General features: G+C 58.5%; 22 protein-coding genes. 13 read left to right on the top strand and 9 right to left on the bottom strand.

The features are described from left to right. The first annotated feature begins 24 nt into the window (after positions 1-24). Both Pan181_RS19320 and ppk1 read left to right on the top strand, forming a co-directional pair. The gene (locus Pan181_RS19320; RefSeq protein ID WP_145249213.1) at positions 25-351 is read left to right on the top strand and encodes a Dabb family protein; all 327 of its coding nucleotides are present in this window, start codon (positions 25-27) and stop codon (positions 349-351) included. Positions 352-453: 102 nt separating this feature from the next. Beyond that, a complete protein-coding gene (gene ppk1, locus Pan181_RS19315; RefSeq protein ID WP_145249211.1) occupies positions 454-2,658 on the top strand; it encodes a polyphosphate kinase 1 in 2,205 nt (734 codons plus the stop codon). On the opposite strand, the gene Pan181_RS19310 is transcribed toward ppk1, so the two are convergent. Both Pan181_RS19310 and Pan181_RS26245 read right to left on the bottom strand, forming a co-directional pair. Beyond that, complete coding sequence (locus Pan181_RS19310; RefSeq protein ID WP_145249209.1) at positions 2,655-3,419, bottom strand: hypothetical protein; 765 nt, start codon at positions 3,417-3,419, stop codon at positions 2,655-2,657. The two genes, ppk1 and Pan181_RS19310, sit on opposite strands and share 4 nt — an antisense overlap. Before the next feature lie 1,112 nt (positions 3,420-4,531). Continuing rightward, complete coding sequence (locus tag Pan181_RS26245; RefSeq protein WP_197528520.1) at positions 4,532-4,744, bottom strand: hypothetical protein; 213 nt, start codon at positions 4,742-4,744, stop codon at positions 4,532-4,534. A 507-nt stretch (positions 4,745-5,251) separates the two neighbouring features. On the opposite strand from Pan181_RS26245, the gene Pan181_RS19305 reads away from it, so the two are divergent. The 3 genes from Pan181_RS19305 to Pan181_RS19295 all read left to right on the top strand — a co-directional run bounded on the left by Pan181_RS19305 (position 5,252) and on the right by Pan181_RS19295 (position 7,741). Next, positions 5,252-5,797: a CbrC family protein gene (locus Pan181_RS19305; RefSeq protein ID WP_145249207.1), complete on the top strand. Its 546-nt coding sequence runs from the start codon at positions 5,252-5,254 to the stop codon at positions 5,795-5,797. Positions 5,798-6,194: 397 nt separating this feature from the next. Then, positions 6,195-6,851: a hypothetical protein gene (locus Pan181_RS19300; RefSeq protein WP_145249205.1), complete on the top strand. Its 657-nt coding sequence runs from the start codon at positions 6,195-6,197 to the stop codon at positions 6,849-6,851. 407 nt (positions 6,852-7,258) lie between these two features. Next, positions 7,259-7,741: an FKBP-type peptidyl-prolyl cis-trans isomerase gene (locus tag Pan181_RS19295; protein WP_145249203.1), complete on the top strand. Its 483-nt coding sequence runs from the start codon at positions 7,259-7,261 to the stop codon at positions 7,739-7,741. 77 nt (positions 7,742-7,818) lie between these two features. On the opposite strand, the gene Pan181_RS19290 is transcribed toward Pan181_RS19295, so the two are convergent. Both Pan181_RS19290 and Pan181_RS19285 read right to left on the bottom strand, forming a co-directional pair. Continuing rightward, positions 7,819-8,145 (bottom strand): hypothetical protein, encoded by a 327-nt coding sequence (locus Pan181_RS19290; protein ID WP_145249201.1) that lies wholly within the window; start codon positions 8,143-8,145, stop codon positions 7,819-7,821. Further along, positions 8,139-9,092, bottom strand: coding sequence for a DnaJ C-terminal domain-containing protein (locus Pan181_RS19285; protein ID WP_145249199.1), 954 nt, complete (start codon positions 9,090-9,092; stop codon positions 8,139-8,141). The genes Pan181_RS19290 and Pan181_RS19285 overlap by 7 nt, the downstream gene beginning before the upstream one ends. A 135-nt stretch (positions 9,093-9,227) precedes the next feature. Between Pan181_RS19285 and Pan181_RS19280 the strand changes: the two genes are divergently transcribed. Together Pan181_RS19280 and Pan181_RS19275 are read left to right on the top strand one after the other, a co-directional pair. After that, positions 9,228-10,766 (top strand): CehA/McbA family metallohydrolase domain-containing protein, encoded by a 1,539-nt coding sequence (locus Pan181_RS19280; RefSeq protein ID WP_145249197.1) that lies wholly within the window; start codon positions 9,228-9,230, stop codon positions 10,764-10,766. Between the two features lie 96 nt (positions 10,767-10,862). Beyond that, positions 10,863-12,266: a DUF2092 domain-containing protein gene (locus Pan181_RS19275; protein ID WP_197528519.1), complete on the top strand. Its 1,404-nt coding sequence runs from the start codon at positions 10,863-10,865 to the stop codon at positions 12,264-12,266. Positions 12,267-12,310: 44 nt separating this feature from the next. On the opposite strand, the gene typA is transcribed toward Pan181_RS19275, so the two are convergent. After that, on the bottom strand, positions 12,311-14,149 hold the full coding sequence (typA, locus tag Pan181_RS19270; protein WP_231943647.1) for a translational GTPase TypA: 1,839 nt from the start codon (positions 14,147-14,149) through the stop codon (positions 12,311-12,313). A gap of 441 nt (positions 14,150-14,590) precedes the next feature. On the opposite strand from typA, the gene Pan181_RS19265 reads away from it, so the two are divergent. From Pan181_RS19265 to Pan181_RS19255, 3 genes are all read left to right on the top strand, one after another. Beyond that, positions 14,591-16,345 (top strand): hybrid sensor histidine kinase/response regulator, encoded by a 1,755-nt coding sequence (locus tag Pan181_RS19265; protein WP_231943646.1) that lies wholly within the window; start codon positions 14,591-14,593, stop codon positions 16,343-16,345. 49 nt (positions 16,346-16,394) lie between these two features. Continuing rightward, entirely contained in the window at positions 16,395-17,555 is a 1,161-nt protein-coding gene (locus tag Pan181_RS19260; RefSeq protein WP_145249191.1) for a metallophosphoesterase, read from the top strand. A gap of 78 nt (positions 17,556-17,633) precedes the next feature. Next, positions 17,634-18,290 (top strand): DUF2306 domain-containing protein, encoded by a 657-nt coding sequence (locus tag Pan181_RS19255; RefSeq protein WP_145249189.1) that lies wholly within the window; start codon positions 17,634-17,636, stop codon positions 18,288-18,290. 6 nt (positions 18,291-18,296) lie between these two features. Here the strand turns inward: Pan181_RS19255 and Pan181_RS19250 are convergent, their stop codons facing one another. Genes Pan181_RS19250 through Pan181_RS19240 form a run of 3 tightly spaced genes read right to left on the bottom strand, consistent with a single transcriptional unit; the run spans position 18,297 to position 20,749 of the window. Further along, positions 18,297-19,064, bottom strand: a complete 768-nt coding sequence (locus Pan181_RS19250; protein ID WP_145249187.1) for a DUF1559 family PulG-like putative transporter — start codon at positions 19,062-19,064, stop codon at positions 18,297-18,299. A gap of 57 nt (positions 19,065-19,121) precedes the next feature. Beyond that, positions 19,122-19,895 carry a DUF1559 family PulG-like putative transporter gene (locus Pan181_RS19245; RefSeq protein WP_145249185.1) on the bottom strand — a complete coding sequence of 258 codons (774 nt, stop codon included), beginning with the start codon at positions 19,893-19,895 and terminating at the stop codon, positions 19,122-19,124. 44 nt (positions 19,896-19,939) lie between these two features. Beyond that, complete coding sequence (locus Pan181_RS19240) at positions 19,940-20,749, bottom strand: enoyl-CoA hydratase/isomerase family protein (RefSeq protein ID WP_145249183.1); 810 nt, start codon at positions 20,747-20,749, stop codon at positions 19,940-19,942. A gap of 158 nt (positions 20,750-20,907) precedes the next feature. Here Pan181_RS19240 and uvrA point away from each other — a divergent pair, with 158 nt between their 5' ends. After that, positions 20,908-23,772, top strand: a complete 2,865-nt coding sequence (gene uvrA, locus Pan181_RS19235) for an excinuclease ABC subunit UvrA (RefSeq protein ID WP_145249182.1) — start codon at positions 20,908-20,910, stop codon at positions 23,770-23,772. Beyond that, the gene (locus tag Pan181_RS19230; RefSeq protein ID WP_145249180.1) at positions 23,765-24,088 is read left to right on the top strand and encodes a hypothetical protein; all 324 of its coding nucleotides are present in this window, start codon (positions 23,765-23,767) and stop codon (positions 24,086-24,088) included. The genes uvrA and Pan181_RS19230 overlap by 8 nt, the downstream gene beginning before the upstream one ends. 15 nt (positions 24,089-24,103) lie before the next feature. Here Pan181_RS19230 and Pan181_RS19225 read toward each other — a convergent pair whose 3' ends face one another. Further along, positions 24,104-24,349, bottom strand: a complete 246-nt coding sequence (locus Pan181_RS19225) for a hypothetical protein (protein ID WP_145249178.1) — start codon at positions 24,347-24,349, stop codon at positions 24,104-24,106. Positions 24,350-24,570: 221 nt separating this feature from the next. Here Pan181_RS19225 and Pan181_RS19220 point away from each other — a divergent pair, with 221 nt between their 5' ends. Beyond that, positions 24,571-25,608, top strand: coding sequence for a hypothetical protein (locus Pan181_RS19220; protein WP_145249177.1), 1,038 nt, complete (start codon positions 24,571-24,573; stop codon positions 25,606-25,608). The last annotated feature ends 38 nt before the right edge of the window (positions 25,609-25,646 follow it).

Below are 25,646 nucleotides of genomic sequence, written 5' to 3'. Positions count from 1 at the left end.
CCCATCCGAACCACTACTGAAGCTATGTCTGATACCTCTCATTTGCCAGTTGTCCACTCTGTTTACTTTAGCCTGGCTGACAACAGCCAAGCGAACGTTGATGCACTGATTGCCGATTGCAATCACTATCTCACCGGGCACGATGGCGTACTTTTCTTTGCAGCTGGCACGCAAGGCGAAGGGTTCGATCGGCCGGTGAACGACCACGATTTCGACGTCGCGCTGCTGGTGGTTTTTGACAATCGTGCGGCTCATGACGCTTACCAAACAGCTCCCCGGCACCTAGAATTCATCGAGAAAAACAAGCCAACTTGGGCGAAGGTGCGGGTATTCGATTCGGTTGCGAAGTAGGAAACGTCCGGTTTTTCCGGCCTGTTCCCCGTTGTACTGTAGAATTACGGGGGGAAATACATCCACCTGAGCGGAGGTGACTAGAGATCTTGGGGAGCTTCGATGAGCGATACTGTCTTTCTTCCGGAACATATGATCAACCGCGAGTTGAGTTGGTTGGAGTTTAATGCGCGCGTGCTGGAAGAAGCGCAGGACGAAAGTAATCCGCTGCTCGAACGGGCCAAGTTCCTGGCCATCTTCACTTCGAATCTCGATGAGTTCTTCATGGTTCGCGTGGCCGGGCTTCGCGAACAAATCTTCGGCGGCATGACTCCACAGGACAAAGTGCCGGATGGGCTTTCGCCCATTGAGCAGCTGCATCGCATCTCGCAACGCACACGCGAGCTGGTCAGTCAGCAGTACGACTGCTGGAACAATTCTATTCGGCCGCAGCTCGAGAAGCATCAGATTCGCATTCTCGACAAGGACGAACTTAGTGCGTCGCAACAACGGAATCTTGATAAGTTCTTCACGCAGCGGGTGTTCCCGGTGGTCACTCCAATGGCCATCGACCCGAGTCACCCCTCGCCGCGGTTCCATAATCGCGGGCTCTATTTGGCGGCAAATCTGAAGCGACGCTCGGGCATGGGACCCGAAACCATGTTTGCCGTCGTGCAGTTGCCTTCGGTGATGCCGAGGTTCATTCCAGTCGAACCCGATGGCACAACCGAATTTGTCTTGCTTGAAGATTTGGTAGGCGATCGGCTGTCGCAATTGTTCGGTGGGTACGACATCGAAAACTATGGCACCTTCCGTATCACTCGCGACATGGATGTCGAACTGCTCGAGCAAGAAGGCGACGACATGCTCCGCGCGATCGAAGCCCGACTGCGTGCTCGACAACGAAGCGAGGCGGTACGGCTCGAAATCTCGAACACGCTGCATCGCTCGTTGCGAGATCGGATCATTGGCGAAGAAGCGATCCATCACGGAGATCCCGGTACTTCGCGCGGATACGACGAAGTGTATTCCATCGATGGCATGCTCGACATGACGGGATTGTTTGAACTTGCCAAGCAAGCAGGGCACGAAGACCTGCAGGATCCACCATTCACGCCACGCGTTCCGGAGCGACTTGCGGCCGACAGCGACCTGTTTGCACGAATTGCCGAACATGACATTCTGTTGCACCACCCGTTCGATTCGTTCCGCCCGGTCGTGCGATTCGTGCAGCAAGCAGCTCACGATCCGAATGTGCTTGCCATCAAGCAGACCCTTTACCGCACCAGCGGCGACAGCCCGATCGTCCAAGCGCTGATGGAAGCAGCCGAAAACGGCAAGCAAGTAACCGCCCTGGTAGAGTTGCAAGCCCGCTTCGACGAGGCCAACAACATTTCGTGGGCTCGGCAAATGGAACGTGCCGGCGTGCACGTCGTGTTTGGCTTCATGAAGATGAAGACGCACAGCAAGTTGGCCATGGTCGTGCGGCAAGAAGGCAATAAAGTCCGCCGCTACGTGCACCTTGGCACTGGCAACTATAATCCAACCACCGCGAAGCTCTACACCGACGTCGGTCTGTTCACCTCCGACAAAGACATCGCCGACGACGCGAACGCCCTGTTCAATTTCCTCACCGGATACTCGCAGGAGTATTCTTGGAAAGAGCTGGTGGTCAGCCCGCAGTACTTGCATCAGAAGACGCTTGACTTGATCAACGAGCAAACAGACCGTGCTCGCCAAGGCAAGTCGGCACGCATCCTTGCCAAGCTTAATTCGTTGGTCGATCGCGAAACCGTGCATGCGTTGTATCGAGCGAGTCAGGCAGGAGTCGAGATCGATCTGGTGATTCGCGGCATTTGCTGTTTGCGACCTGGCCTTCCTGGCATTTCCGAGAATATTCGCGTTCGCAGCATTGTGGATCGTTTTCTCGAACATACCCGTATTTTGGTGTTTGGCGAAGGATCCCGGCAGAAGGTGTTTGCCTCGAGTGCCGACTGGATGCCGCGCAACTTCGAGCGTCGAGTAGAGGTGATGTTCCCGATTCAAGATCCATTGATCCGGCAAAAGATTGTCGAGGGGATCTTGCCCGTCTACTTGGCCGACAACCAACGCGCTCGCGTGCTGAATGCCGATGGTACTTACTCCCGTGTGGTACGCAAACCAAGTGACCCGCCACGTCGTAGTCAAATGGAACTCCTGGGGTTACCGGTTGTTGATCACGAAGTCGCCGCGCCGAAGTTGATGGAAGCCGCTTCGCCGCAACGACGTTCGCACAAAGAACCCAAAAAGAACGCGAAGCCTAAGAGTCGTGCGAAAAAGCGGGCTTAACGCGATGGTTGGCTGTCGGCGTGCTCTTGCTCCTTTCGCCACTGCTGATAGCGTGATTCGCAGGTCAAGCAGTACCAATCGTCGATGCCCGAGTGATGGGGAGCCTCGCCCCAGAACTTAGCTAGCGGAAACTGGTGCACTTCCGCTGGAGGAGTATGCTGAATAAATAGGTGGTTGGTAGGCATCTGGTAAGGCAGTAACTTCTCGTGGTGCACTCCGCAGTACCGACGGCTACCCACTTGGTAGCTCTTCGGCAGCGCTCCACATTTGGGGCAGTAACCATCGAGCGGCGAACTGGTTTCGGTGGTCGTGCTACAGCGACAGTAACACTTCGATCGCTGCGCTGCTGTGTGGGGGTGAACCGGATCGATGCGAAACGCATGAGGCCGGTCGCCGCATAGCGGGCAACCGGAATCTTCGGAGTCGCCCCAAGCGTATTCGTGTCGACAGTCTCGCTTGCAAATGGCCGTGACTTCTACTTGCTGGAGTAGCAGCGAATCATAATGACAATCGGGACAATGCAGCGCGGTACCGACGGGTGGGTTGAACCGCACCTCTTCCAAATTCGTGCAACGTCGCTCCAGATCAGCGGTGTATTCGTCTTCAAGCGAGTCTGATTCGTCAGGTACAACCATCGATACGTCGCACAGCACCGATTGGCTGGCAGAGAAGAGAGGAAACCAGAAAAGCCGATGATGGCGGCCCGAGCGAACCATCCGCGTGTGATATCCGCAACAACAGATCGCTCGCAGCAACTTCATCGCGAGGGTCTCCCGTTGAAAGTTGATTGATATCACTGAGACTAACACCGCGGCAAGCTGCCTGACAACTCGGCTGACCATGGCACAGAAACAGCTTGCAGCAACCGAAATTCTCGACCAAGGCTGGGGGACGAAATAGATTCCCAACGCTGGGCAAATAGATTCCCAATTTACCCACCGATGGGAAAATTGAATCTCCGCCCACGCTATAAAACCAGTGGTTTTGGCAACGGAATAGATTCCCATTTCCCAAAACGCATCGAGTGGGAATCTATTTTCGCAATGGGAATCAATCGCAAGTCGTTTGTCAGTAGTGAGTTGCATCAACACCTCCGCGGAAAGTGCCCAAAATAGATTCTCACCCATGGGAAACTATTTTGAGTTGGGAGTTGGATGTTGGGAGTTGGATGTAGAAATGTCATCTTGAAGGAGCTTCCAGCGACTGAAAGATCTAGCCTACCGTTTACAGCCTAAGGCCTACCGCTTTGACACACGCGCAGCAGCGAACGCCCACGCCAGCAACCCTTCGCCTGCGCGTCGCTAAAAGTCAGACATTAAGACAAGCATCACATCTGATTCACCTCCAATCACTAAAAAAGCCAACAGCCGATAGCTGAAAGCCGACAGCCAACGACCACCTGTCCATTAGAACACCACAGGTGGCCAATTCCCAGCGAAAACTGGTGAGATCCGAAAAATCGTTTAGCCCGCAGCCGAAGGCGATGGCTAGCGATGTGGAATAAGAGCGACCACAAGAATTCTCACGCAGAGACGCCGAGCCCGCGGAGGATAAGAGCACCACCGAGAGCCAGTCAGCGTCGACAACTGAGCCGCCCCCCTCTCAAGCATTCGGTGAAAGGGAAACATCCCCCACGCAAAGGGTTGCGCCGCTGGGGGGGAGTGAACTGCGAGAATTTCGGCAAGGTTAACTTGCTTGGGGCGATGAAACTTAGTGAGTCTTGGAGATTACCGAAGTGATAGAGGTTGTGACAACCGACGTGAGTTAGGAAGCCCCTAAAACCTGCGTCGGATGATGTAGCCGAGACTGTTCCACTCTTAAACAAAAACCTGCCCCCTTGCGTCAGTAGTAGGCGATCGGCTTTAGTGAACTGCTAGGTGCCACTGCGGAGGAAGCCCTTTGCTGCAACAATGAATAGAACAGCACCGATGACGAGAGCCGGCCAAGCAAGAGGTGTAGCGAAGCGAGGAAAGTAAGTTACTGCAAAGACTCCGAACGCAAAGCCGAGTAAAACCCTTGCGATTATAAACGCCCAGATCTCTGCGCCGGTCAGTTGCTGGACTCGCTGGCGGTTGCTTTCAAGCATGATCTTCCCCGGGGTTGTATGACGACACCGAACCTATAATGAGCTACAAGTCGTCAGTATAAGCGGTGACCACGCAGGATTCTTCAAAAGTGGACCGGAGTAGTTCGGCGGTCTAGGCAACCAGCCGCGGCGTGACACGCCGACGCATTTTTTGAGCCGTCCAAATATACAGCGGTGCAGTTCCCCTCTGTCAATTCGCCGGTCGCCAAATTGCCGTCGGTGTGCCCAACCTCAGCCGCTTTGAGCCCGGCTCTTCGACGCATCAGCGTGAAACACCCAAGCCGCTTAGCCACCAATAACTCCCGATAGGTCCACTTTTCGCCAAAACGGTCTGGGGTGATGAAGGCTCGGCACCGGCGGCCTATTACCCAGAAAACGCAGCGACAGAGAAGCAAGCCATGGCTACAATTCAACTTGCTGCTACCTATTGTCTGCGCGTTAGGCTGACAATAGTGCAGGCGACAGGAGATAGGCAGAGACTTCCTGTAACCAAGCTAGGGACACGCCGTGCGTGAGTTCAAGTACTTCCGTGATCCACAGAGCTTCGCCTATATGTGCGACGACGATGCAGAGTGTAGCGTTTGCCATTTGCGTTGTCAGTGCTTCGACGGCTCAGGGTTCTTCGGCTTGGGCAGCGTGCAGGCGGTATGTCCTGATTGCCTGTCATCTGGCAAGCTTGTTGAGATGGATATTGAAGCGAATGAGGTGACAGACCCGAGGGCTGAGATGGTCCTCGGTGAGAACTGGAACGAAATCGTGAATGTTGTCTGCTACATGACACCTGCCCTGCCGACTTGGCAGGATAATGAATGGCCACTGGGCAAGAACGACCTCTGTGTGTTCGTCAAGATCGCCGACAAACACGATTTCGCCGACAAGGAAGAACTCATTCAGGCCATTCCTGAAGACATGCACTTCGGTCATTCAAGCGATGACTTTTGGGGTATGCTTCCGGACAAGAAGGTCACCTCAATCAAAGACGGCAACTATGATGTGTCCTTCTATCTATTCGATGATAATGGCGCCAAGGTCGTTACTTGGGACTGCAGCTGAATCCCCTAACAAGTCGCTCGAGCGGACGCAGCTGCGCCTCGCCACTCAGCTTTAACGTTAGGCAGGTAGCCGGCCGCCCCTAACTGCCCGCGGTGTGCCCAACCTCAGTGACTTCGAGCCCACCTCGTTCGACGCATCAGCGTAACACACCCAAGCATCTTAGCCACCAACAACGCCCCTCAGGTCCACTTTTCGCCAAAACGGTCTGGGGTGATGAGCGCTCGGCACCGGCGGCCTATTACCCAGAAAACGCAGCGACAGAGAAGCAAGCCATGGCTACAATTCAACTTGCTGCTACCTATTGTCTGCGCGTTAGGCTGACAAAAGTGCAGGCGACAGGAGATAGGCAGAGACTATCTATAAACAAGTAATTCGCTCAGAGAGATTGCCATCACAAATGGTGCACGAAGATGCAAAGATTGAACTAGCTCGACACGCTGGTATTGTCAACGAATACTACGAGGATGGATTCATTGGATGCCTGCGACCGTATTCAGGGATTCGAGTAGATAACTTTCACTCGGTAGTTGAATCGTTGCTTTCCGTTGGAGTTGACTTTGCGCCTGCAACGACGATCGAATGCTGTACCACAGAGGCAGTTTACAGAATTACCGTGACTGCTCGTCGATGGGGAGTTGATGATGACGGCATGTTGGTCCGCAGTAACCTCATATCGCCCGACGATCGCAGGCAACTACTCCGGTGGATCACAATCATTGAAACGATGATGTTGGATCTTCTCGCAGGTCATCAACCTCACGAGACAATACACGGATACTGCGAATACGTTGCCGAATGTGGCTGGGGTGAAAATGCGGCGTTTTTTGTCCCACTTCTTGGCTCAGCAATCGAAACCGATGAATTCGGCGATCGACTTCAGGTACACTGTGCTGCTGTTACTCGCTTGGGCGCAAAAGCGATTGCGATTTACGATTCCCTAGTTCTCGCACGGCAACGCAAATGGGAGTGGTACGAACCCCACGAACAATGTGCCGCCGAAATGCTTGGCTACATTGATCGAGCACTCGCGTCGATCGGCACTACACAAACATGAGCCGCTACGAACCATGTCGTACACCCGAGTGGCGAAAACTGGCGTTTGTCAATGAAAAATCTCTTATGAAGACCATGTGATTACTTATGTTTCTGCAGCGGACCTCATGCACTTCGTGCAGCGCGCAGTGTCGGACTTGTTGAGTTCGTACCAGCATCGGGGGGCCTCCAGAAAGCATGCCTCCGCAGCCAAGCCGGGCTGGCACTTCCGGCTACTGAATATCACGCTCTCTTACTCCACTCCCCGCCAGAAGGTGATCCAGCCAACTGATCGCACGGCGTACTTGCTGCGAGGGCCGCTCCCACAGGCGGCAGGGGGAGGGGGTTCATTTCGCCCGGAATTTGGTAGGCTAGGGGGGTGCCGACTTACTGGCGATTATTCGAACTACAGCAAGAATTGAGGTACCCATGCCCATTGAAGCCAACTCTGCCGTTGCGATCGATTACAAGCTGACCGATGATAACGGGCAGATGATCGACTCGTCCGAGGGGCAGGATCCGTTATGGTACCTGCATGGGCACGAGAACATTGTCCCCGGTCTCGAGCGGGAGCTGACCGGCAAGTCGGAAGGGGACAGTTTCAAGGTGTGTGTCGCTCCTGAGGAAGGTTATGGTCCTCGGAACGACAGTCTGCAGCAGGAAGTGAGCCGCAAGAACTTCGAGGATGCCGGCGAATTGGCGCCAGGCATGCAGTTCCAGGCCAACACCGAAGCGGGCCCGATGGTATTCACCATTACCGAAGTGACCGAGGAAATGGTAACGGTCGATGCGAACCATCCGCTGGCCGGCCAGACGCTGAACTTCGACATTACCGTACGCGAAGTTCGCGAAGCCACGGCCGACGAAATTGCCCACGGCCACATTCACGGCCCTGGCGGGCATCAACACTAGAGCTTGCCGGAGGCTCTACGCTGGAGCCACATCGAGCATCGAATCATCACGCTGAAGGCGGCAATTGTTTGCCGCCTTCAGCTTTTGGTTTCTCCATCGCCAGGGGGCTCGGCCAGCGTTTCGCCGCTGCGAAGCTCGTTGCTGCGAGGCTTCGGCGGAGTGCGATTTGCGGTAGAGGACTCCTCCGAAGTGCCGGTAAACCGCGATGGGCGAGGGGAGCGGTCTTGCCGCGCCCAGCGGCCTCCGAGCAGCACGACGACGATCAGTAAGGCACCCAGCAACCCTAAGCCCACCAAGGCCAGGATGACCGCGGCTCGCCGTGGCGGATCGAGTCGTTCGAGTACCGTATCGGCTTTGTTGGCCTGGTCGGCGACCTCGGCCATCAGCATGAAGAGGTTTACCATCGTAAGTCTGCGCGAGGATTGCGTTGATCGCGTTGGACTATGGCCGCGATCTTGGTGCGTTCCTCCTCGGTCATGTTATCGGGCAGGATGATTTGCACTTCGGCGTACAGGTCGCCGGGCTCGCCGCTGGCTGGTTTCACCCCTTGCCCGCGGAGGCGAAGTTTCTTGCCACTCGAGGTGCCTGGGGGAATCGAAATGGTGACCGTCCCGTGAGGAGTCGGCACGTCGATTTTGGCCCCTTCCACGGCTTCGGCGAGTTTCACTGGAAGCTGAATATCGAGACGCTTGCCGCTGCGTTTGAAGTAAGGGTGTGGGGCGACGCGGACTTTGATCAGCAGGTCGCCGGGCAGGCCCATGTGGCCAGGCTCGCCTTGTCCGCGGAGCCGAATCTTCTTGCCGTCTTCAATCCCGGCAGGAATCTTCACCGAGATGGTCTCGTTCTTGCCGGTGCTTCCCCGACGAAGCGACACGGAGGCTTCGCCACCCTTCACGGCCGTGGCGAAGGGGATTGTAAGATCGTACTCCAGATCCTGTCCTCGCTTAACGTCGGGTTGTGCTGTGCCTTGGGCACCGCGCGAGAAATTGCGGAACAGGTCGGCGAATCCGCCCCCCATGCCGGGGGCACCACCGCCGCCGCCGAATAGTTCGTTGAAGTCGAAATCGTATTGACCACCGCGAGCCGCGCTACCGGGCCAGCCTTGCGGACCAGCGCCGCCTGCGCCCATTTGCTCGAAGCCCGCTCCGTAGCGGTCGTACATTTTCCGCTTCTTCTCGTCGTTCAGTATGTCGAACGCCGCTTGTACATCCTGGAACTTCTTCTTGGCCGACTCGTCGTCGGGGTGAAGGTCGGGATGGTACTTTCGCGCAAGGTCGCGGTAGGCCTTGTTGATCTCTTCTTGCGTGGCCTTGCGGTTGACGCCAAGCGTTTGGTAGGGGTCTGCTGCCATGCCAATCATGGGTTCTGGTAACTTCTTGTTTCAGGGGGCCGGCTGAGCCGATTCGAACCATTCTAGCTGTTTTGCTGCCTTTTTGTAGCGACGTAGCAGTATAGGCCGCTCCCTCGAGCATGCTAAGCTTGCTACATGTCAAATATACTACGCATTAGCCTGTTTATTCTGTTCGCTGGCTCTCCCACGATGTTGGGATATGCAGCTACGCCCGACGGACAGCTGCAAATTAATATTATCGACCCAGCGACTCAGACCCCGCTACCGGTCCGGATTGAGCTGACCAACACTCGCGGAAGGACCGTTCGGCTGGGGAAATCGGCCGCGGGAGCACTCGGAAATCACTTCTATCTCACAGGGCAGGGCGTGCTGGGGCTGAAACGGGGCGATTACCTGTTTACCCTCGATGCGGGGCCTGAATATAAGACCCAGCGGGGCGATTTCAAGATCGAACGCCATGCCGACGACTCGAAAGTGGTCGAAATGCATCGGTTTACCGATCTCGAGAAGGAGGGGTGGTACGCGGGCGATTTCGACTCGGTGCGGAACGCTAAGGACCTGCCGTTGATGGCGCAGGTCGAAGCCTTGCACTTTGTCCCCTCGGTAGCTTGGACCTACGATGGCAAGAAGTGGAGCGAATCGCCGCGGAACATCATGTTGCCCGTCGACGAGGTCGATCCGCAGGCGGCCGGGCGCAAGCTCGGAGCTTACGCGGCGCGTGTGGAGCAACCAGGAGGAACCCTGCTGCTGTTTGCCGATGAACCAATGGTGGAGAAACCTTTCGAGGTCGAAGCAGGCTGGTCGACAGAGAAAATCCTGCTCGCGGCCGTCGAAGCCGATTTGCATGTGGTGGCTGCTTCGCCGGTAGAATGGGAACTGCCAGTCTGGATAGCTACCGACGAATTGAGCACCGTCGCATTGCTCACCCGCAACGACTATGGCGATTATCGCCAGGGGAGCGACAAAGGGACGCGACCTCGCGACACTTCGTTTTACCCTGGCAAGCAAGGACAGGCACAATGGGAGCAAGCGGTCTACTTCCATCTGCTGAACTGCGGGTTGCAGGTGACTCCGGTCGCTGGCAGCGGTTCGGGGGCGAACGAGATGCCGCTTGGTTCGAATCGCACCTACGTGTATCACGCAAATGCGTTCTCGCCCGAAGCCTGGTGGCGAGGTGTTGAGCAGGGAGCGACCGTTGTGACCAATGGCCCACTGCTCCGCCCGCAGGTCGGTGGTCAGCCCCCTGGCACGACTTTCTCTCTCGGTAATGGTGGGCAAGTGGACTACCAGGTGGGACTCAATCTGGCGAGTCGCGACGCCCGGGTGGAATACCTGGAGGTCATCAAGAATGGCGAGACCTTCGCCGAGGTACGGCTCTCCGACTGGGTGGCCAAGAAGGGGCAATTGCCGCCGGTGTCGTTTGACAGCAGTGGATGGTTCGCTGTGCGGGCGGCCACCACGGAGGAGCAAAAGTACCAGTACGCCCTGAACTCTCCTTACTACGTCGAAAGTACCGAAGGGCCGCGGGTGAGCCGCGAATCGGTCGAGTTTTTCTTGGCCTGGCTCGACGAACTGGCCGAATTGCCGGCCGACGAGCGATCGGCCAGCGAGGCCGAAATCGCCAAAGCACGCGAATTCTGGCAGCAACTTCTCTCCGAAGCCAACGCCCCGTAGGCACAAACAGCATTCGCTCCAGCGGCCGATTGGCGTAGAATGGCGGCACGCAGTGTTGCCCCGCCCGCCTTTCGCCATCCCACCAGGAGCCCCCTCATGCTGTGCCGGCTTGTGACGAGTCTCGTTATCGGTGCCTTCGTTTCTCTACCTGTATTGGCCGAAGAACCGAGCCCACCGGCCACGGAGCCTTCAACGGCTGAGGCGATTCTGCGATCCGCCACCGAGCGCATCACCCAGGCAAAATCCTTTACGGTCGACGCCAAGGCAAGCGTGGTCGTAGGGATGCCGGGTTTCGAACACGAAAAATATGGCCGCTACAAAGTGGCCGCCGAACGCCCGAACCAGTTGCTGGTGCTGCGGACCGATGGTGAGATGGGGGGCACCGTGGCTAACGATGGCAAGAAACTGTTGATGTACAACGCGGAACTGCAGCAGTACATCGAAAGCGAAGCAGCCCCGTCGCTCGATATGCTGAGCAGCGACTTTGGCATGATGTCACTGCTGGAAGGGGGCATGGGTGGTTTATTTCTTCCTTTGCTAGCCGACGATCCCGTCGCTCGACTTACTGGAGGGACAACCGCCAGCCAGGTGGTCGGCGTCGAGAAGATCGATGGATTGGAGTGCCACCATCTGAAGTTCGAGCAGGAAAGCTCTGACCTCAATGTCTGGGTCACTACCGGCGCGGCACCGACGATTCGCCGAATCTCGCCCGATCTCTCTAAGCAGTTTGCTGGCGAGGAAGGAGCCGACGACTTCTCGATCACCGTGGTGGTCGATCTGCGAGCTTGGGACCTTCCGGCCGAACTCAACGACGAGATGTTTGCCTTCACTCCCCCCGCTTCGGCGGAATTGAAGGAGGAGTTTGCGGCTGTTGCTCCGTCGGCGGTCATGCCGCCGATCGCTGCGGGACCTTCGCACCCACCGCTACTGGGAGAACTGGCCCCCGAGTTTGCTTTGATCGAGCTTTCTGGCACCAAGGCCTTTGAGCTGAAGCCGCTGATCGGACAGAAAGTCATTCTGCTCGACTTCTGGGCTACCTGGTGTGGTCCCTGCCGCAAGGGGCTGCCGACCATCGCCGAAGTGGCCAAGGAGTACAGCGACAAGCCGCTCGCGGTGTATGGGGTAAATGTTCAGGAAGATGCCGACGCGATTCGCGAGTTTCTCGATGAGACAAAGCTCGAGCTTCAGGTGCTGCGTGACGTGGGCGGCGAGGTGGCCAGTAGCTACCAGGTGACCGGCATTCCCCACACAGTGCTTATCGGACTCGACGGGCGGGTGCAGGTGGTTCACGTCGGGGTTGCCAGCAAAGAGGAGCTTACCGCCCAGATCGACGCGCTGTTGAATCGCGAAGACCTGGCGACCAAGCAACTGAATGCCGAGCAACCCGAGGCCGCGGCAGAGTCTGAAGCCGATGCTGAGCCAAGCGAGCCGGAAGCCGAGGAACCAGCCAAAACGCCCGAAGCCGAGCCCGCACAGGCGGATTCAGCTTCGGGAGAGTAATCGGTTGTAACCCGAGGTAAACGGGCGCTTGGTAATGCTGTGGGCTAGCTGCCAGCCTGACGGCTGGCCCGGCGGCGATCGGACTCTTTGAGCATGATCTTCCGCAGGCGAATCGTCTTGGGAGTGACTTCCACCAATTCGTCGTCGTCGATGTATTCCAGGCAGGCTTCCAGCGACATTTCGCGGACTGGCCGCACCTGGCTGTTGTCGTCCTTGCCAGCGGCGCGAACGTTCGTGAGTTTCTTACCGCGAACTACGTTGACCACCAGGTCGCCGCTCTTGCAGTTTTCGCCGACCACCTGGCCTTCGTAGACCTCGTCGCCCGGTTTTACGAAGAACGATCCGCGATCGTACAACGCGTCGAGCGAGTAGGCGGTGACCGGTCCTGGCTCGTTGGCGATCAGCACGCCAGCCGTGCGGTGCGGCACGGCGCCGCGTAGCGTTTCGTAGCCGTGCAGCGTGTGGTGAATCACCGCATTGCCCTGCGTGGCGGTCAGCAGCCGGCTGCGCAGGCCGATCATCGCCCGGGCGGGGATCGAGAATTCCATGTGCACGAAACCACTGTTGCCGGTCTTGTAGCCCATCTTGAGCAGTTCCGCCCGGCGATCACCCAGCAGCGACATGACCGAGCTTTGATGCTCGTCGGGCACGTCGACTACCAGCAGCTCGATCGGTTCCTGCTTCTGGCCATCGATTTCGCGAACCACCACGTGCGGCTTGCCCACGCAGAGCTCAAAGCCCTCGCGACGCATGTTTTCGATCAAAATGCCCAAGTGCATCAAACCACGGCCGCTCACGCGGTATTGCTCCATGGTCTCGCCCGGCTCGACTCGCAGGGCGACGTTCGAGCGAAGTTCGCGTTCCAGGCGGTCGCCGATCTGGCGGCTCGTCAGGTACTTTCCGTCTCGGCCGCTGAGCGGGCCATCGTTCACACGGAACGTCATGTGCAGCGTCGGTTCGTCGACCGTCACGGTCGGCAGGGCCTCGGGCTTGCCGGCGTCGGCGATCGTGTCGCCGATATTGATGGGGTCGAGCCCCACGACCGCGCACAAGTCGCCCGCTTCTACTTTCTTGACTTCCTTGCGTTCGAGCCCCTCGAACGCCAGCAATTGCAGGATTTGCTGGTTCGAAACGTTGCCCTGTCGGTCGATCACGGCCACGCGCTGACGGGCTTCGAGTTTGCCGCCGAAGATGCGGCCAATGGCAATACGGCCCACGTAATCGGAGTAATCGATGCTGGTGACCAGCAGCTGGGTATTGGCCGTGGGGTCGGCAAAACGTGGCGGCGGCACCCACTCGACCATCGCTTCGAACAGCGGACGCATATCGACTCGCTCGTCGTCCAGCGAATTGGCCGCCCACCCTTCCTTGGCCGAGGCATAGACAGTCTGGAAGTCGAGCGCTTCGTCGTCGGCACCGAGGTCAGAGAGCAGGTCGAAGACCTCGGTCACCACTTCGTCGGGACGCGAATCGGGACGGTCGACCTTGTTGATCACTACCAGCGGCCGCAGTCCGCAGGCCAGGGCTTTTTGCAGCACGAATCGGGTCTGCGGCATCGGCCCCTCAAAGGCGTCGACCACCAGCAGCGCCCCGTCGGCCATGGTGAGCACCCGCTCGACCTCGCCCCCAAAGTCGGCGTGGCCCGGGGTGTCGATCAGGTTGATGCGGTAAGTGTCCCCATCGGCAGCTTCGTAGGTGACCGCGCAGTTTTTGCTGAGAATGGTGATGCCGCGCTCGCGTTCGAGGTCGCCGGTGTCGAGCACCAGGCCGTGCTGACCGCCGGCGCGGCGGTCGAGCTCCTCGGAGCGGTACAGCCCCGACTGGTACATCAGCTTGTCGACCAAACTGGTTTTGCCGTGGTCGACATGGGCAATAATTGCCACGTTTCTAAGCAGGGAAGTGTCGGCGTACATGGGCTGGTTTGTTCGCAGGCGGGGGGGCAGTCGAGGGGGCAGTCGAGGGGGCAGGGGGGCCGGAACCGCGGTTCCGGGGTGGGCTTTCCCGGGTATCCAGAGAAAGGCATCCAGAAACAGCTTGTTGTACTCCCCACGCGAACGGGTTGTATAGGCCGGTCGGGATATTCCTTCGCCATTTGAGCTCAGGCGGCAAGATTTGCCCGACCAGACGCGACTTCCTATTCTGCCGAAGCCGATAACGGTAATTAGGAGCTTCCGGATAGCAAAGCTTGTTGCCGTCGGAAGATCATCCTATACTTTGATGATACGTAGATTTGCGTCATTGACGCCCTGCTTCGGCCACCAGCCAGCCGGCCAACGAGCAGGACGCCGTATCCCCGAACCATCCCACCCCAGCGGGGAGCGATTGTGCCCGATAACGCGCACGAAAGCCGAGACATTGGCGACCACGAAGTCGCTGTAGCAGGACAGAAACCGCAGGTGCTTTGCCTGGGCGGTAGTAACGATCAAGTTGCAGCCATCCAGCAACGCTTTGGCGACCAGATGCACGTGGTGCGTGTTGGATCGCCGATGCGAGCCATGGCGGAACTTGCCCGCGGAGATTTCGTAGGCGTGTATGCCGACGCGGAACACTTCTCCGCCGCCTTCGACGCGGGGCAGGTCATGCAGAATCAGCAGATTCTGCAGAGTATGTCCGACGGGGTACTGCTTCTAGGCAGCGACAACGTAATCATTTGGAGCAATGGCCGACTCGGCGAATGGGTCGGTGTGCAGGACGTTGTCGGTCAAAATCTTTACAGTGTACTCTCCGATCCCGAGATCCTCGGTTCCGAGTTCTGCCCCTTCGGTCGGGCGTTGAGCACCCAGCACCCCAGTGCGAGCACGCTCCGCTGCGAAGACAACCGCTGTTACCGAGTGCATGCCGCCCCGCTGTTTGAGGGTAGCGAGCAAAGCCGGCACCTGGTGGTCACCATTCGCGATGTGACCGACGAGTACCACGAGCGCCAGAAGCTGGCCAACATCCATCAAGCCGGTGTCGAACTAGCCGACCTGACCCCCGACGAAGTCGCCGACATGGACTTCAACGGGCGGATCGAACTTTTGAAGGACAACATCCTGCATTGCACACAGGACGTCCTCAAGTTCGACGTGGTCGAGATTCGCATGCTCGAACAATCGACCGGCTCGCTCAAGCCGCTGCTGGCGGTCGGCATGAAACCGGAAGCTGAAGCCCGCGAGTTGATTGCCAGCACCGAAGGCAATGGAGTCACCGGTTGGGTGGCAGCCACTGGTCAAAGCTATCTGTGCGAAGATACCAGCAAAGACGGCCTGTACCTCGAAGGAAGCCAGGGAGCCAAAAGCTCGATGACCGTGCCGCTGATGCTGCACGACGACGTGATTGGTACTTTCAACGTCGAGAGTCCCGAGGTCAAAGCCTTTACCAACAGCGACTTGCAGTTCGTCGAGATCTTCTGCCGCGACCTGGCAGTTGCCCTCAATACGCTGGAGTTGCTGGCCGCTGAGCAGGCAAACACGGCCGCTGCCAGTGTCGAAGCCATTCATCGCGCGGTGGCCCGCCCGGTAGACGACATCCTGAACGACGCGGTGAACGTGATGGAGCGTTACATCGGCCACGATCCCGCCGTGGTGGAACGCTTGCAACGTATTTTGATGAACGCCCGCGACATCAAGCAGGTGATTCAGAAGGTGGGACAGTCGATGGCTCCATTAGAAGCGCGCCCCGCATCTTCGCGACCCGAGCAGCGTCCCGCCCTGGTGGGCAAGCGAGTGCTGGTGGTCGACGAAGACGAGAGTGTTCGCAGTGCCGCGCACGCGCTACTCGATCGCTACAGCTGCGTGGTGGAAACCGCCCACGACGGCAACGAAGCAGTGCTCATGGTCCGCAACCTCGGCCAGGGGCAACGGTACGATGCCATCATTTCCGACATTCGCTTGCCCGATATGTCGGGCCACCAACTCATGTTGAAGCTGGCCGAAATGAGCGAGCATGTTCCGCTGATTCTGATGACCGGATTCGGCTACGACCCTGGGCACTCCATCGTCAAAGCTCGGCAAGCAGGCCTGAAGCACGTGTTGTACAAACCGTTCCGCCTGGATCAACTACTGGAAGCCGTAGAACAAACGGTGACCCCCGAAGCCTGATCCTCGCCGCGAACCTTTCCGCATCACTTGCCCTCGCTCGATCGTCATCATGTCGATGTTTGTCCGTTTGCTTCTTTTTTTAGTGGCCATGGGTGGCAATTTCACCTTCTGGGTGGCCGTGATCAATCGCACCCACGCGTATGGCTGGAATCGCAAGTTCGTCGATGTGCTGATGCTGATCTGCCTGCTGGCGGTAGCCGTGGCTGCCTGGCCGCTGGCGCTGTTTGCCGCGGGAACTAATTCGGTCGCCTACTTGCCCGCGCTGCCGGAGTGGCTCGTGCAAGGTTGGGGATGGGCCTCCGTAGCGGCCGCGGGGCTGATGTTTGCTCATAACACCTGGCGATGGTTGCACCCCGAACGCCGAGGCGGTACCGGGCAGGTGACGCGCATGCCGCTGGATATGAAGGTCGAGGACTCCAGCGAACTTCTCGCTGAGGGAGTTCCCCAGAAGCTCGGCGCGCTACCAGGCAACCAAGTGGTGTCGCCGGAGTGCGTGGAGATGGAGCTGCTGGTGCCAAACCTGCCAGCGGCCTTCGAGGGGCTGAAGATCGTGCACCTGTCCGACCTGCATATGTCGGGGCGCATCAAGCAAGCCTACTACGACACGATGGTCGACTACGCGAACGACTGGCAAGGCGATCTGGTGGTGATCACCGGCGACATCGTCGAACGACCTTGCTGCTACGATTGGGTCGAGCAGACGCTCGGCCGGCTCGAAGCACGCGACGCCCGCCTGTTCGTGCTCGGTAATCATGACGTAAAGGCTGGCCCCGACGAAGTGCGGCGGCGACTCACTGCGATTGGGTTCCTCGACGTCGGTTGTCGCTGCGAACGCATCCGGATCGAACGTGGTACCTGCCTGATCGCAGGCAACGAGACTCCCTGGTTCAGCCCCCCGCCGCTGGTTCCTCCTAGCAACGGTGCAAACGAAACGCTGCGAATCGCCCTGTTGCACACGCCCGACAACTTTGCCTGGGCGCAAGGAAATGGGTTCCACGTCGCCCTGGCGGGGCATAACCATGGCGGGCAGGTTCGCTTCCCGATCATCGGGGCGCTACTTTCCCCCAGCATTTATGGCACCCGCTACACGGCCGGCGTGTTTCGCTCGCCGACGACGGTCATGCACGTAACGCCTGGCACCGGATCGATGTCGCCAATTCGCTGGAACTGCGCCCCCGAGCTCAATCTGATCACGCTCCGCAAGGCGTAGCGACTGGCGGTCGCCGAGCACGACTTGCTACCATGGCAGTGCCAACTCGTCGTGATTCCTCAATCGCTATAGCTACACATGCTCCGCCAATTGCTAGAGATGCCGTACTGGAAGGTCGTGCTATTCGCCACGATCGCTATTGGCACCGTCGGCATCCTGGCGAACTACCCCGACTACTTACCGCCGAACTTTCACGCGGTCTTTCTGCTCGGCCGGCAAGGCTACTTCTTTGGCATCTACCAATGGGCGTTCTACGCTCATTTGATCGCGGGGCCGGTGACTTTGGTGCTAGGCACGCTACTGATGAGCGAAACGCTCCGCAGTCGCTGGCCGAAAGGGCATCGCACAATGGGGCAAGTGCAGGTGGCCGCTGTGTTGCTGCTGCTTTGCCCTAGCGGGCTGGTGATGTCGTACTGGGCGATGAGCGGTGTGATCGCTGCAGTGGGACTGGCAACGCTTGCGATGCTAACCGCGGTGAGCATCCTGCTGGGATGGAGGGCTGCTGTGGCAGGACGCATGGATGCCCACCGGCGGTGGATGCTGCGAACCTTCGCCCTGCTCGCCTCGTCGATCGTGCTACGCCTGATAGCAGGCACGACCGAGTGGCTGCAACTGCAAGGCAACTACCCGCTGTCGGTCTGGGTGTCGTGGATCGCTCCGCTCGTGGTGGTCGAACTCTATCTCCGCAGCCGACGACGAGCGCCCCAAGTCGCCCGTACCTCTTTGGCGAAATAGCCAAACTCACTCCCCCAGCTTCTCCCCGCCCGCCTTGGTAGCCATCGCCCGCAGCACTTCGTGGTCGATGTCGACTTCAATCAATTCGGAGTGCCCGTCAACGTATCCGACGATGAATACTCCATGATGGTTGGCTTCCGACTCCTCGGTGATCGCGAGCAGTTCTTTCAGGGTGATATCGCGTGGTTCCATCCACTCGATCTGACTGCCAGTCAGTTCGACAAGCAGCAGTGTGCTACTGCTGCCATCCGTGATTTCGCTTAGCTTGCAGGGAGTACTTCCGTTGAAAACACACTCGGCACCGGTCACGGCTACGTAGCTGGTGTAATTGTCGTCGACAGCGTCCATGGGGCATTTGTATTCATAAAGGGTTGTCCGTCGAGCGATGGCGTTGGTCTCGTGGTCCCATGGTTTGGTCAGATCGATCTTCTCAGATACCGTTTCCCCTGCAAGGTAAGGCAAGATCAGCGTGCGCCAACTGTGGAGCGGGTTTCCTTGTTCGTCGACCGAGTAGGCAGGGGGGAGCTCACCATGCTTCGATTCGTAGCCCAAGATCGCCAGGTTCAATTGTTTGACGTTGTTAATGCATTGATTCCGATAGGCAGCAGGGCGGGCACTGCGTACTGCTGGCATCAACAGCGGAACCACAATCAGCATCAGCACCGCGATCAGAAGTCCCGTCCGAATGAACTTGGTCTTGAGGCTCGCCGGCTGAGGGTGAGCATCGTCGGTGCTACGGTAGGGGTTGTCTTCTTCGGGTAGGTGGGGCGACATTGTTGTGCCTGTCAAAGTGGAATGGGAGTCGCTAGCTTCATCTTGCGATAGAGAGACTTACTCGTTGATCTTCTCTTCGCCTGCTTTTGTCGCCATAACGCGAAGTGTTTTGCTGGCGAAATCGGTGTCGACTTGTGCAACGCTCCCGTCGGCGTAACCAACGTGAATGCTACGCGAGTGAGGCAAATGGCCTTCCCCTGGCAGCTTCAGCAGCTCTTGGAGCGAGATATCGCGTGGCTCCATCCACTCTATCGTCTGGTTGTTGACCTCGACTACCAGCAGGGTTTCGCTCAGCAGATCGGTGATTTCGGCTAGATTGCAGGGAGTGCTTCCGCTAAAGATGCAATCGTCTCCCACAACTGCCACGTAATTCGTGTGGGTGGAGACATCGCTTGATTCAGCCGGGCATTGGTAGATCCAAACGTTTGCTTTCCTGGCATCTGCATTGACGGGATCGTCCCAAGGCTTAGTCAGATCGATTTGATCGTACAGCTCCATCTGCTCCAGGTAAGGAAGAATTAAGGTTCGCCAACTATGGAGCGGATTGCCCTCTTCGTCGACCGTGTAAGCGGGAGGGAACACTCCATGCACCTCGCGGTAGTTGATGAGTGCCAGGGAAATCTGCCGAACGTTGCCAGCGCAGATTGCTGCATCAGGCACCCCACGGCCAGTACGTCCCGCGGGGAGTAGCAGCACCGCAATCACGGCGACTGGCAAGAGCACAATGGCAAAGAACAGCAGGGCTTTCAGCCAGAGTGGACGGCCGTGATGACCGTGGCCTGTTTCACTGCTGTGAAAAGGGTTTTCGGATGAGCTTTGAGTATCAGCCATGAAACGACTCCCCCTCGCGTGAGTGTTGATTGGATGACGTTCGCTTAATCCCACACTGGTTCACGTCCCTCGGCCGCTGCTTTTAGTCCCTCTTCGGCCGCGGGGGTGGTTCGCGACGTGGCCAAGGCAATCGAGCCACTGGCCAGGTCGGTAAGTAGTTTCTCTCCAATGGTCTCCATAAGCAACCGTTTGGTTAAGCTCACCGCTTGCGGCGAAGCCGTCGCGGCCGCCGAGCCAAGTTCCATCGCTCGCGCCCACAATAAGTGTTGCGGTACGATTTCGTGGTATAGCCCGAGTCGATGGGCTTCCACAGCTTCCAACGTTTGTCCCAACACCGCCAACCGCGCAGCGATTGCCGCATTAGTCCGATACGCAACCAGCGGCGCGGTGAGCCCAGCGACTAGACCCTGCTTCGCTTCGGGCAGCGAGAGTTCAGCCGTGTCGCAGGCCAGCACCATGTCGCTCGCCATGAGCAGCGCGACTCCCAGCCCAGCCACGGGGCCATTGACGGCCGCGATCACCGGCTTGGGAAACTCCAATAGTTCGGCCAACAGTTGTTGCACGTCGTCGGCCTGGTCGCCCCATTGCTGGTGCAACTCTACCGCATTATCGGGCTTGGTTTCGTGGTCGCGGGCCATCTCCACCAGGTCGTGCCCGGTGGTAAAGGTGTCGCCGGCGCCGGTGAGCACGATCGCTCGCGCGCGGCTGTCACGGTGCAGGTCCTGGATGGCGGTCGCCAGCTCAGCGAGTGTTTGCCGCGAAAGTGTATTGCCCTGCTCGGGACCATTTAGCAGGATCGTGCCCACCGGAGCGGTTACTTTCACTTCGATCGGAGTCGCGGCAGGTTCGGTCATCGGAGGTTTGTGTGCTGGGGTTTGCGCTGAATGAGGGGCATTTTTCCGGCCCGCAACGTCTGGCCGCATCATGGCGGAACGCCTGCCAGCAGTCTGGCAGCGAGTCGGCCTACGGCTTATCATAAACCGTTTTGCTAGTCGGTCCCTACGCCAATTGTATGAAGCCTACGGCCCCCATCATTGTTCGCGGAGCACGCACCCACAATCTGCGTGAGGTCGACCTCGACGTCGCCCGCGGGCAGCTCACCGTTTTTTGCGGCGTTTCTGGTAGCGGGAAGACCAGTATGGCGATCGATACGCTCCACGCCGAAGGGCAGCGGCGGTACATCGAGAGCTTCTCGGCCTATACCCGACAGTTTCTCGAACAGCTCGACAAGCCCGACGTCGACCAGATCGAAGGCGTGCCGCCGACCATCGCGGTAACGCAGCAGAACCAAAGCCGGTCGAACCGTACCACGGTCGCAACCACCACCGAGGTGGCCGACTACCTGCGATTGTTATTTGCTCGGATCGGCAAGGTGTATTGCACCGAATGCGGTCGGCGGGTCGAGGAACACTCACCCGAGTCGATCGCACTGAAGGTGGCCGACCTGCCTGAAGGCCTGCGGCTCATGGTCGCGTACGTACTGGCTTCGGTCGAAATTGACGACGCCAGTCTGATGATCGACGACCTGCGGCAAGCAGGGTTCCTGCGTGTGATCGTGAATGGCACCACCACCACGGTGGACGACATCGATCCGCAGCAACTCGCGGCCGCTGACGAAGTGCTGGTGATTGTCGACCGACTCTCTACGGGGAATCTTGGCGAAGGGCGAGCGCAGGAGTCGATTGAGTCGGCCTTGGATCAAGGTCACGGCAGTTGCGTCATTCTCTGGCAAGCCGACGACGGTACCACCGACATTGATGGTCGGCGTTGGCACCGTCGCGACTACAAGACCGACCTGCACTGCGCGGCCTGCGATCGCGATGCGGTGCGGCCTGAGCCTCGTCTGCTCGATTTCAACAGCCCGCTGGGTGCGTGCACCGAGTGCGAAGGCTTCGGCAGCGTGTCGGAAATCGATATGGGCAAAGTAGTGCCCGACGAATCGAAGACCCTCAAGGAGGGAGCGGTCGCCCCGTGGAACACCCCGGCCTACGCTCACGAGTTGCAAGAGCTGCTCGCGTTGGCCGACGATTACAAGCTGCGGATCGATGTGCCTTACTCGGAGCTGACCGAGGAGGAAAAGCGAATCGTCGCCGAAGGGGTGCCGGAACGCGATTTCGGCGGGCTTGCCGGATTCTTTCGCTGGCTAGAGAAACGGAAGTACAAGATGCACCTGCGGGTGTTCCTGAGCCGCTGGCGTTCGTACCGCGATTGTCCCACCTGCGGCGGCGCGCGTCTCCGCCCCGAAGCCCTGGCCGTGAAAGTCGATGGCCGAAATCTGGCCGAGCTGTACGGTATGGAAATCCGCGAAGCCCTCGCCTGGCTCGAGTCGCTCGAACTCGACGAAACTCGCCGAGCGATCGCCAAGCCGCTATTGGCCGACATTCTGCCAAGGTTGGGCTATCTGGCCGAAGTGGGAGTCGACTACCTCACGCTTAATCGTCCGCTCCGCACGCTCAGCACCGGCGAAGCTCAGCGCGTCGCCATGACCACCACGCTCGGTTCGGCGCTGGTCGACATGCTTTACGTGCTCGACGAACCGACCGGCGGACTGCATCGCAGTGACTCGTTGCGGTTGCTTGATTCGATTCGCAAGCTTCGCGATCGAGGCAACACAGTGCTGGTGGTGGAACACGACGAAACCCTGATCACCGGCGCGGACCAGGTGGTGGAGTTCGGCCCGCTTGCAGGTACCGAGGGGGGCGAGGTGGTGTTCCAGGGGCCTCCTTCCGAACTGCCGACTGCCGAGTCGAGCCCGACCGGCGACTGGCTGGCTGGCCGCCGGTTGCTGGGGGACTCCGAGAATCGCCGCCCTGCCGAAGCGGGCATGCTCACCCTCATCGGTGCCAGCGGTAACAACTTACAGAACATCACAGTCGACTTCCCGCTGGGCGTGTTCGCCGCAGTGACTGGCGTCAGCGGGGCTGGCAAGAGTACGTTGGTGCAACAAACGCTCTATCCGGCTCTCGCCGAGCGACTCTACAAAGCGAGCGGCAAGTCGGATCACCCGCCGCTTCCGTGCGACGACCTGTTGGGGAGCGGTCAGTTAGAGGACGTGGTGCTCGTCGATCAGTCGCCGGTCGCTCGCTCGCCCCGTTCCAATCCAGTAACCTACGTCAAAGCGTTCGATCCGATTCGTGCCTTGTTTGCCGAGCAGCCCGAGGCTTCGCTCAAGGGTCTCACTGCAAGTCACTTTAGCTTCAATGTCGAAGGTGGGCGGTGCGAACGCTGTCAGGGAGCAGGGCAGATTGAAGTCGATATGCAGTTCCTGGCCGACGTCTACATGACCTGCGGCGATTGCCAAGGTCGACGTTACAAGCCCGAAGTGCTGGATGTTGCCTACCGCGGGGTGCCGATCGACGAAGTGCTCGACATGACCGTCGTCGATGCATTCCGCTTCTTCCGCGGGCACAACAAACTGCAATCGAAACTCAAGTGCCTGCTCGACGTCGGGCTGCACTACGTTCGACTCGGCCAACCAGCCAACACCCTGTCGGGCGGCGAAGCCCAGCGGCTCAAGCTCGCTAGTTACCTGTCGGCCAAACGCCGTGGACGCACGCTGTTCATCCTCGACGAGCCCTCTACTGGGCTGCATTTCTCAGATGTGGTGCAGTTGGTCGACTGCTTCGACGCGCTGATTGATGTCGGGCACTCGGTGCTAGTGGTGGAGCACAACGTACCGCTGCTGCAGGCAGCCGATTACATCATTGATATCGGTCCCGGGGCCGCCGGCGACGGGGGCCGCGTGGTGGCCCATGGTACCCCCGAGCAGGTTGCCAAGTGTCCCGAATCGGCTACCGGGCGGGTGCTGGCAGTTGCCTTGGAGCGGCAAGCTCGCTCCATCGAAGAAGCGCGTCGCGAGGAAGAAGCCATTGATTAACGGAGTTCACATCGCGAGTCGCACTGCTGATCAAACGTTGGCCGTGCTGGAGCTTACGCCGGTGATCGATCCACCGCTCGGCGATGGCATGGTCGTCGTCGGGGCGGTACGCGGACCTTACAGCGAGCGTTCGCACACACTACCGGCTGAGTTTCCGCTAGCTGACGCCGACGATGGCAAGCTCGTCGCCCGCATTGTGGATCCCTGCTACGCGACCGATGACTTACCGATGGAGTACGTCGTAGAACTCTACGCCAAGCAGGGGGCGGAGACGCTTGGTGAGTACAAGACACGAGTGACGCTGCGCGCGAAGTAAACGCGGCGCAATTTCTTAGCAAGCAGCGGTCGCTTCTAGTTCGACCGGTTCCAGCTCGTTCGCCCGACGCAAGAACTGCGGCACCGGCGACGGAACCACTCGTGGCAATCGTTGCTCAATCCACTTCCTCGCTGCCTCACGCGTGGCGAGATTCGCCATCACGAACTTGGTACCCTCTTCCACGTGATCGCAGCAGATCAAATGCCGCGTGCGCGTCGGGTCGTAGGGGTCGGGCAGGGGAATAATTTGTAGCTTGGGCATATAAAATCGTAGGTCACGCTCTACGAGCGTAAAGTCAGCCCACACTGCTTTTAACACAATTTGCATGAAACGGCACCCAAAGAGGGGGGCGTAGGTAACGACTGCAATGTTTGCTAACACCCCCTGCGACTGGTGTGATATACTGAACCGCTCGCAGACGGGCAATGCGAAAGCTACCCGCTAAAAGTAGCACTATTCAACGAGTTTTCAGGAGGGGAACGATGAAGTCGTACTGGTTGATTGCATTGGCAGTTCTGTTGGTTGGGAGCTCGGTTGCTAGCAACGATGCCAGAGCACAAGGGTTATCCGAAGAGCAGGCGATTACTGCCAAGACCGGCAGTCTGGACGCCATCGCCGATCAGTTCAAGCAATACCCTCAGGTGCAACTGTCGCACCATCGCTTCGGGACCACTCCGAATGGCAAACGCCACTTTATCGGAGAGTTCGGAGCCGAATACGTTGCGCTCGTACTGCGAGAACTCCCCAAGCACCAGCTGATCGAGATTCGATTCGACCTGATCGTCATTGGCTCGTGGGATGGTAGCAATACGACCTATGGTCCCGATTTCTGGAACATGGGCGTCGTCGGTGGTCCGCAGCTCATTCATACCACCTTTAACAATTGCGACCCCATCGGCACCCACCAGCAGTCGTACCCCGACAACTTCCCACTCGGTCCCTACGAATCGCGAACCGGATCGTCCGAGTCGTTCAGTTTGGGATTCGAGCGAAGCATCATGGGGAGCCGGCTGGGGTCAACGGTTTATCCGGTCCGCGTCGTCGTGCCGCACACGAGCGACGAGTTCGCCATGTATTGGTCGGGCCAATTTAGCGATCGTAACGACGAAGCACCCGGCGAGAACAGCAACAACAGCTGGGCGATCACGAATCTCGACATCCGAGTCGACAACCGACCGACCCTGACCGAGGAGCAGCTCTCCAAGCTGTGGACCCAGCTCGGTAGCCAAGACCCAGTGCAGGGCAATGAAGCATTGTGGGATTTGGTGGCAACAGGCGATCAGGCGACCGCCTGGATCGGCGAATCGCTACAACGGGCAAACCAGGAGCCTGCCAACGAGAAGTCGAGTCGTTCCACCAAGCAGCCTACGCTCTCGAGCCGCAAGCTGCATCGCACGCATCACCTTCTGCAGGTCATTGGCACCCAACGGGCCAGAGAACTAAAATGGCAAATGGACCGCCCAGGCGGGCCGTATGCACTGCAGCCGGAGTCGATTGAGAACTACGAAATGTTCGACTAGCGCGAACACGAATCTCGTCGTCAGTAGCTGCCGACTTT

This window comes from Aeoliella mucimassa (assembly GCF_007748035.1).
Lineage (GTDB): Bacteria > Planctomycetota > Planctomycetia > Pirellulales > Lacipirellulaceae > Aeoliella > Aeoliella mucimassa.
The sequence above is the reverse complement of the archived record's forward strand: the minus strand, read 5'-3'. Positions and strand labels throughout refer to the sequence as shown.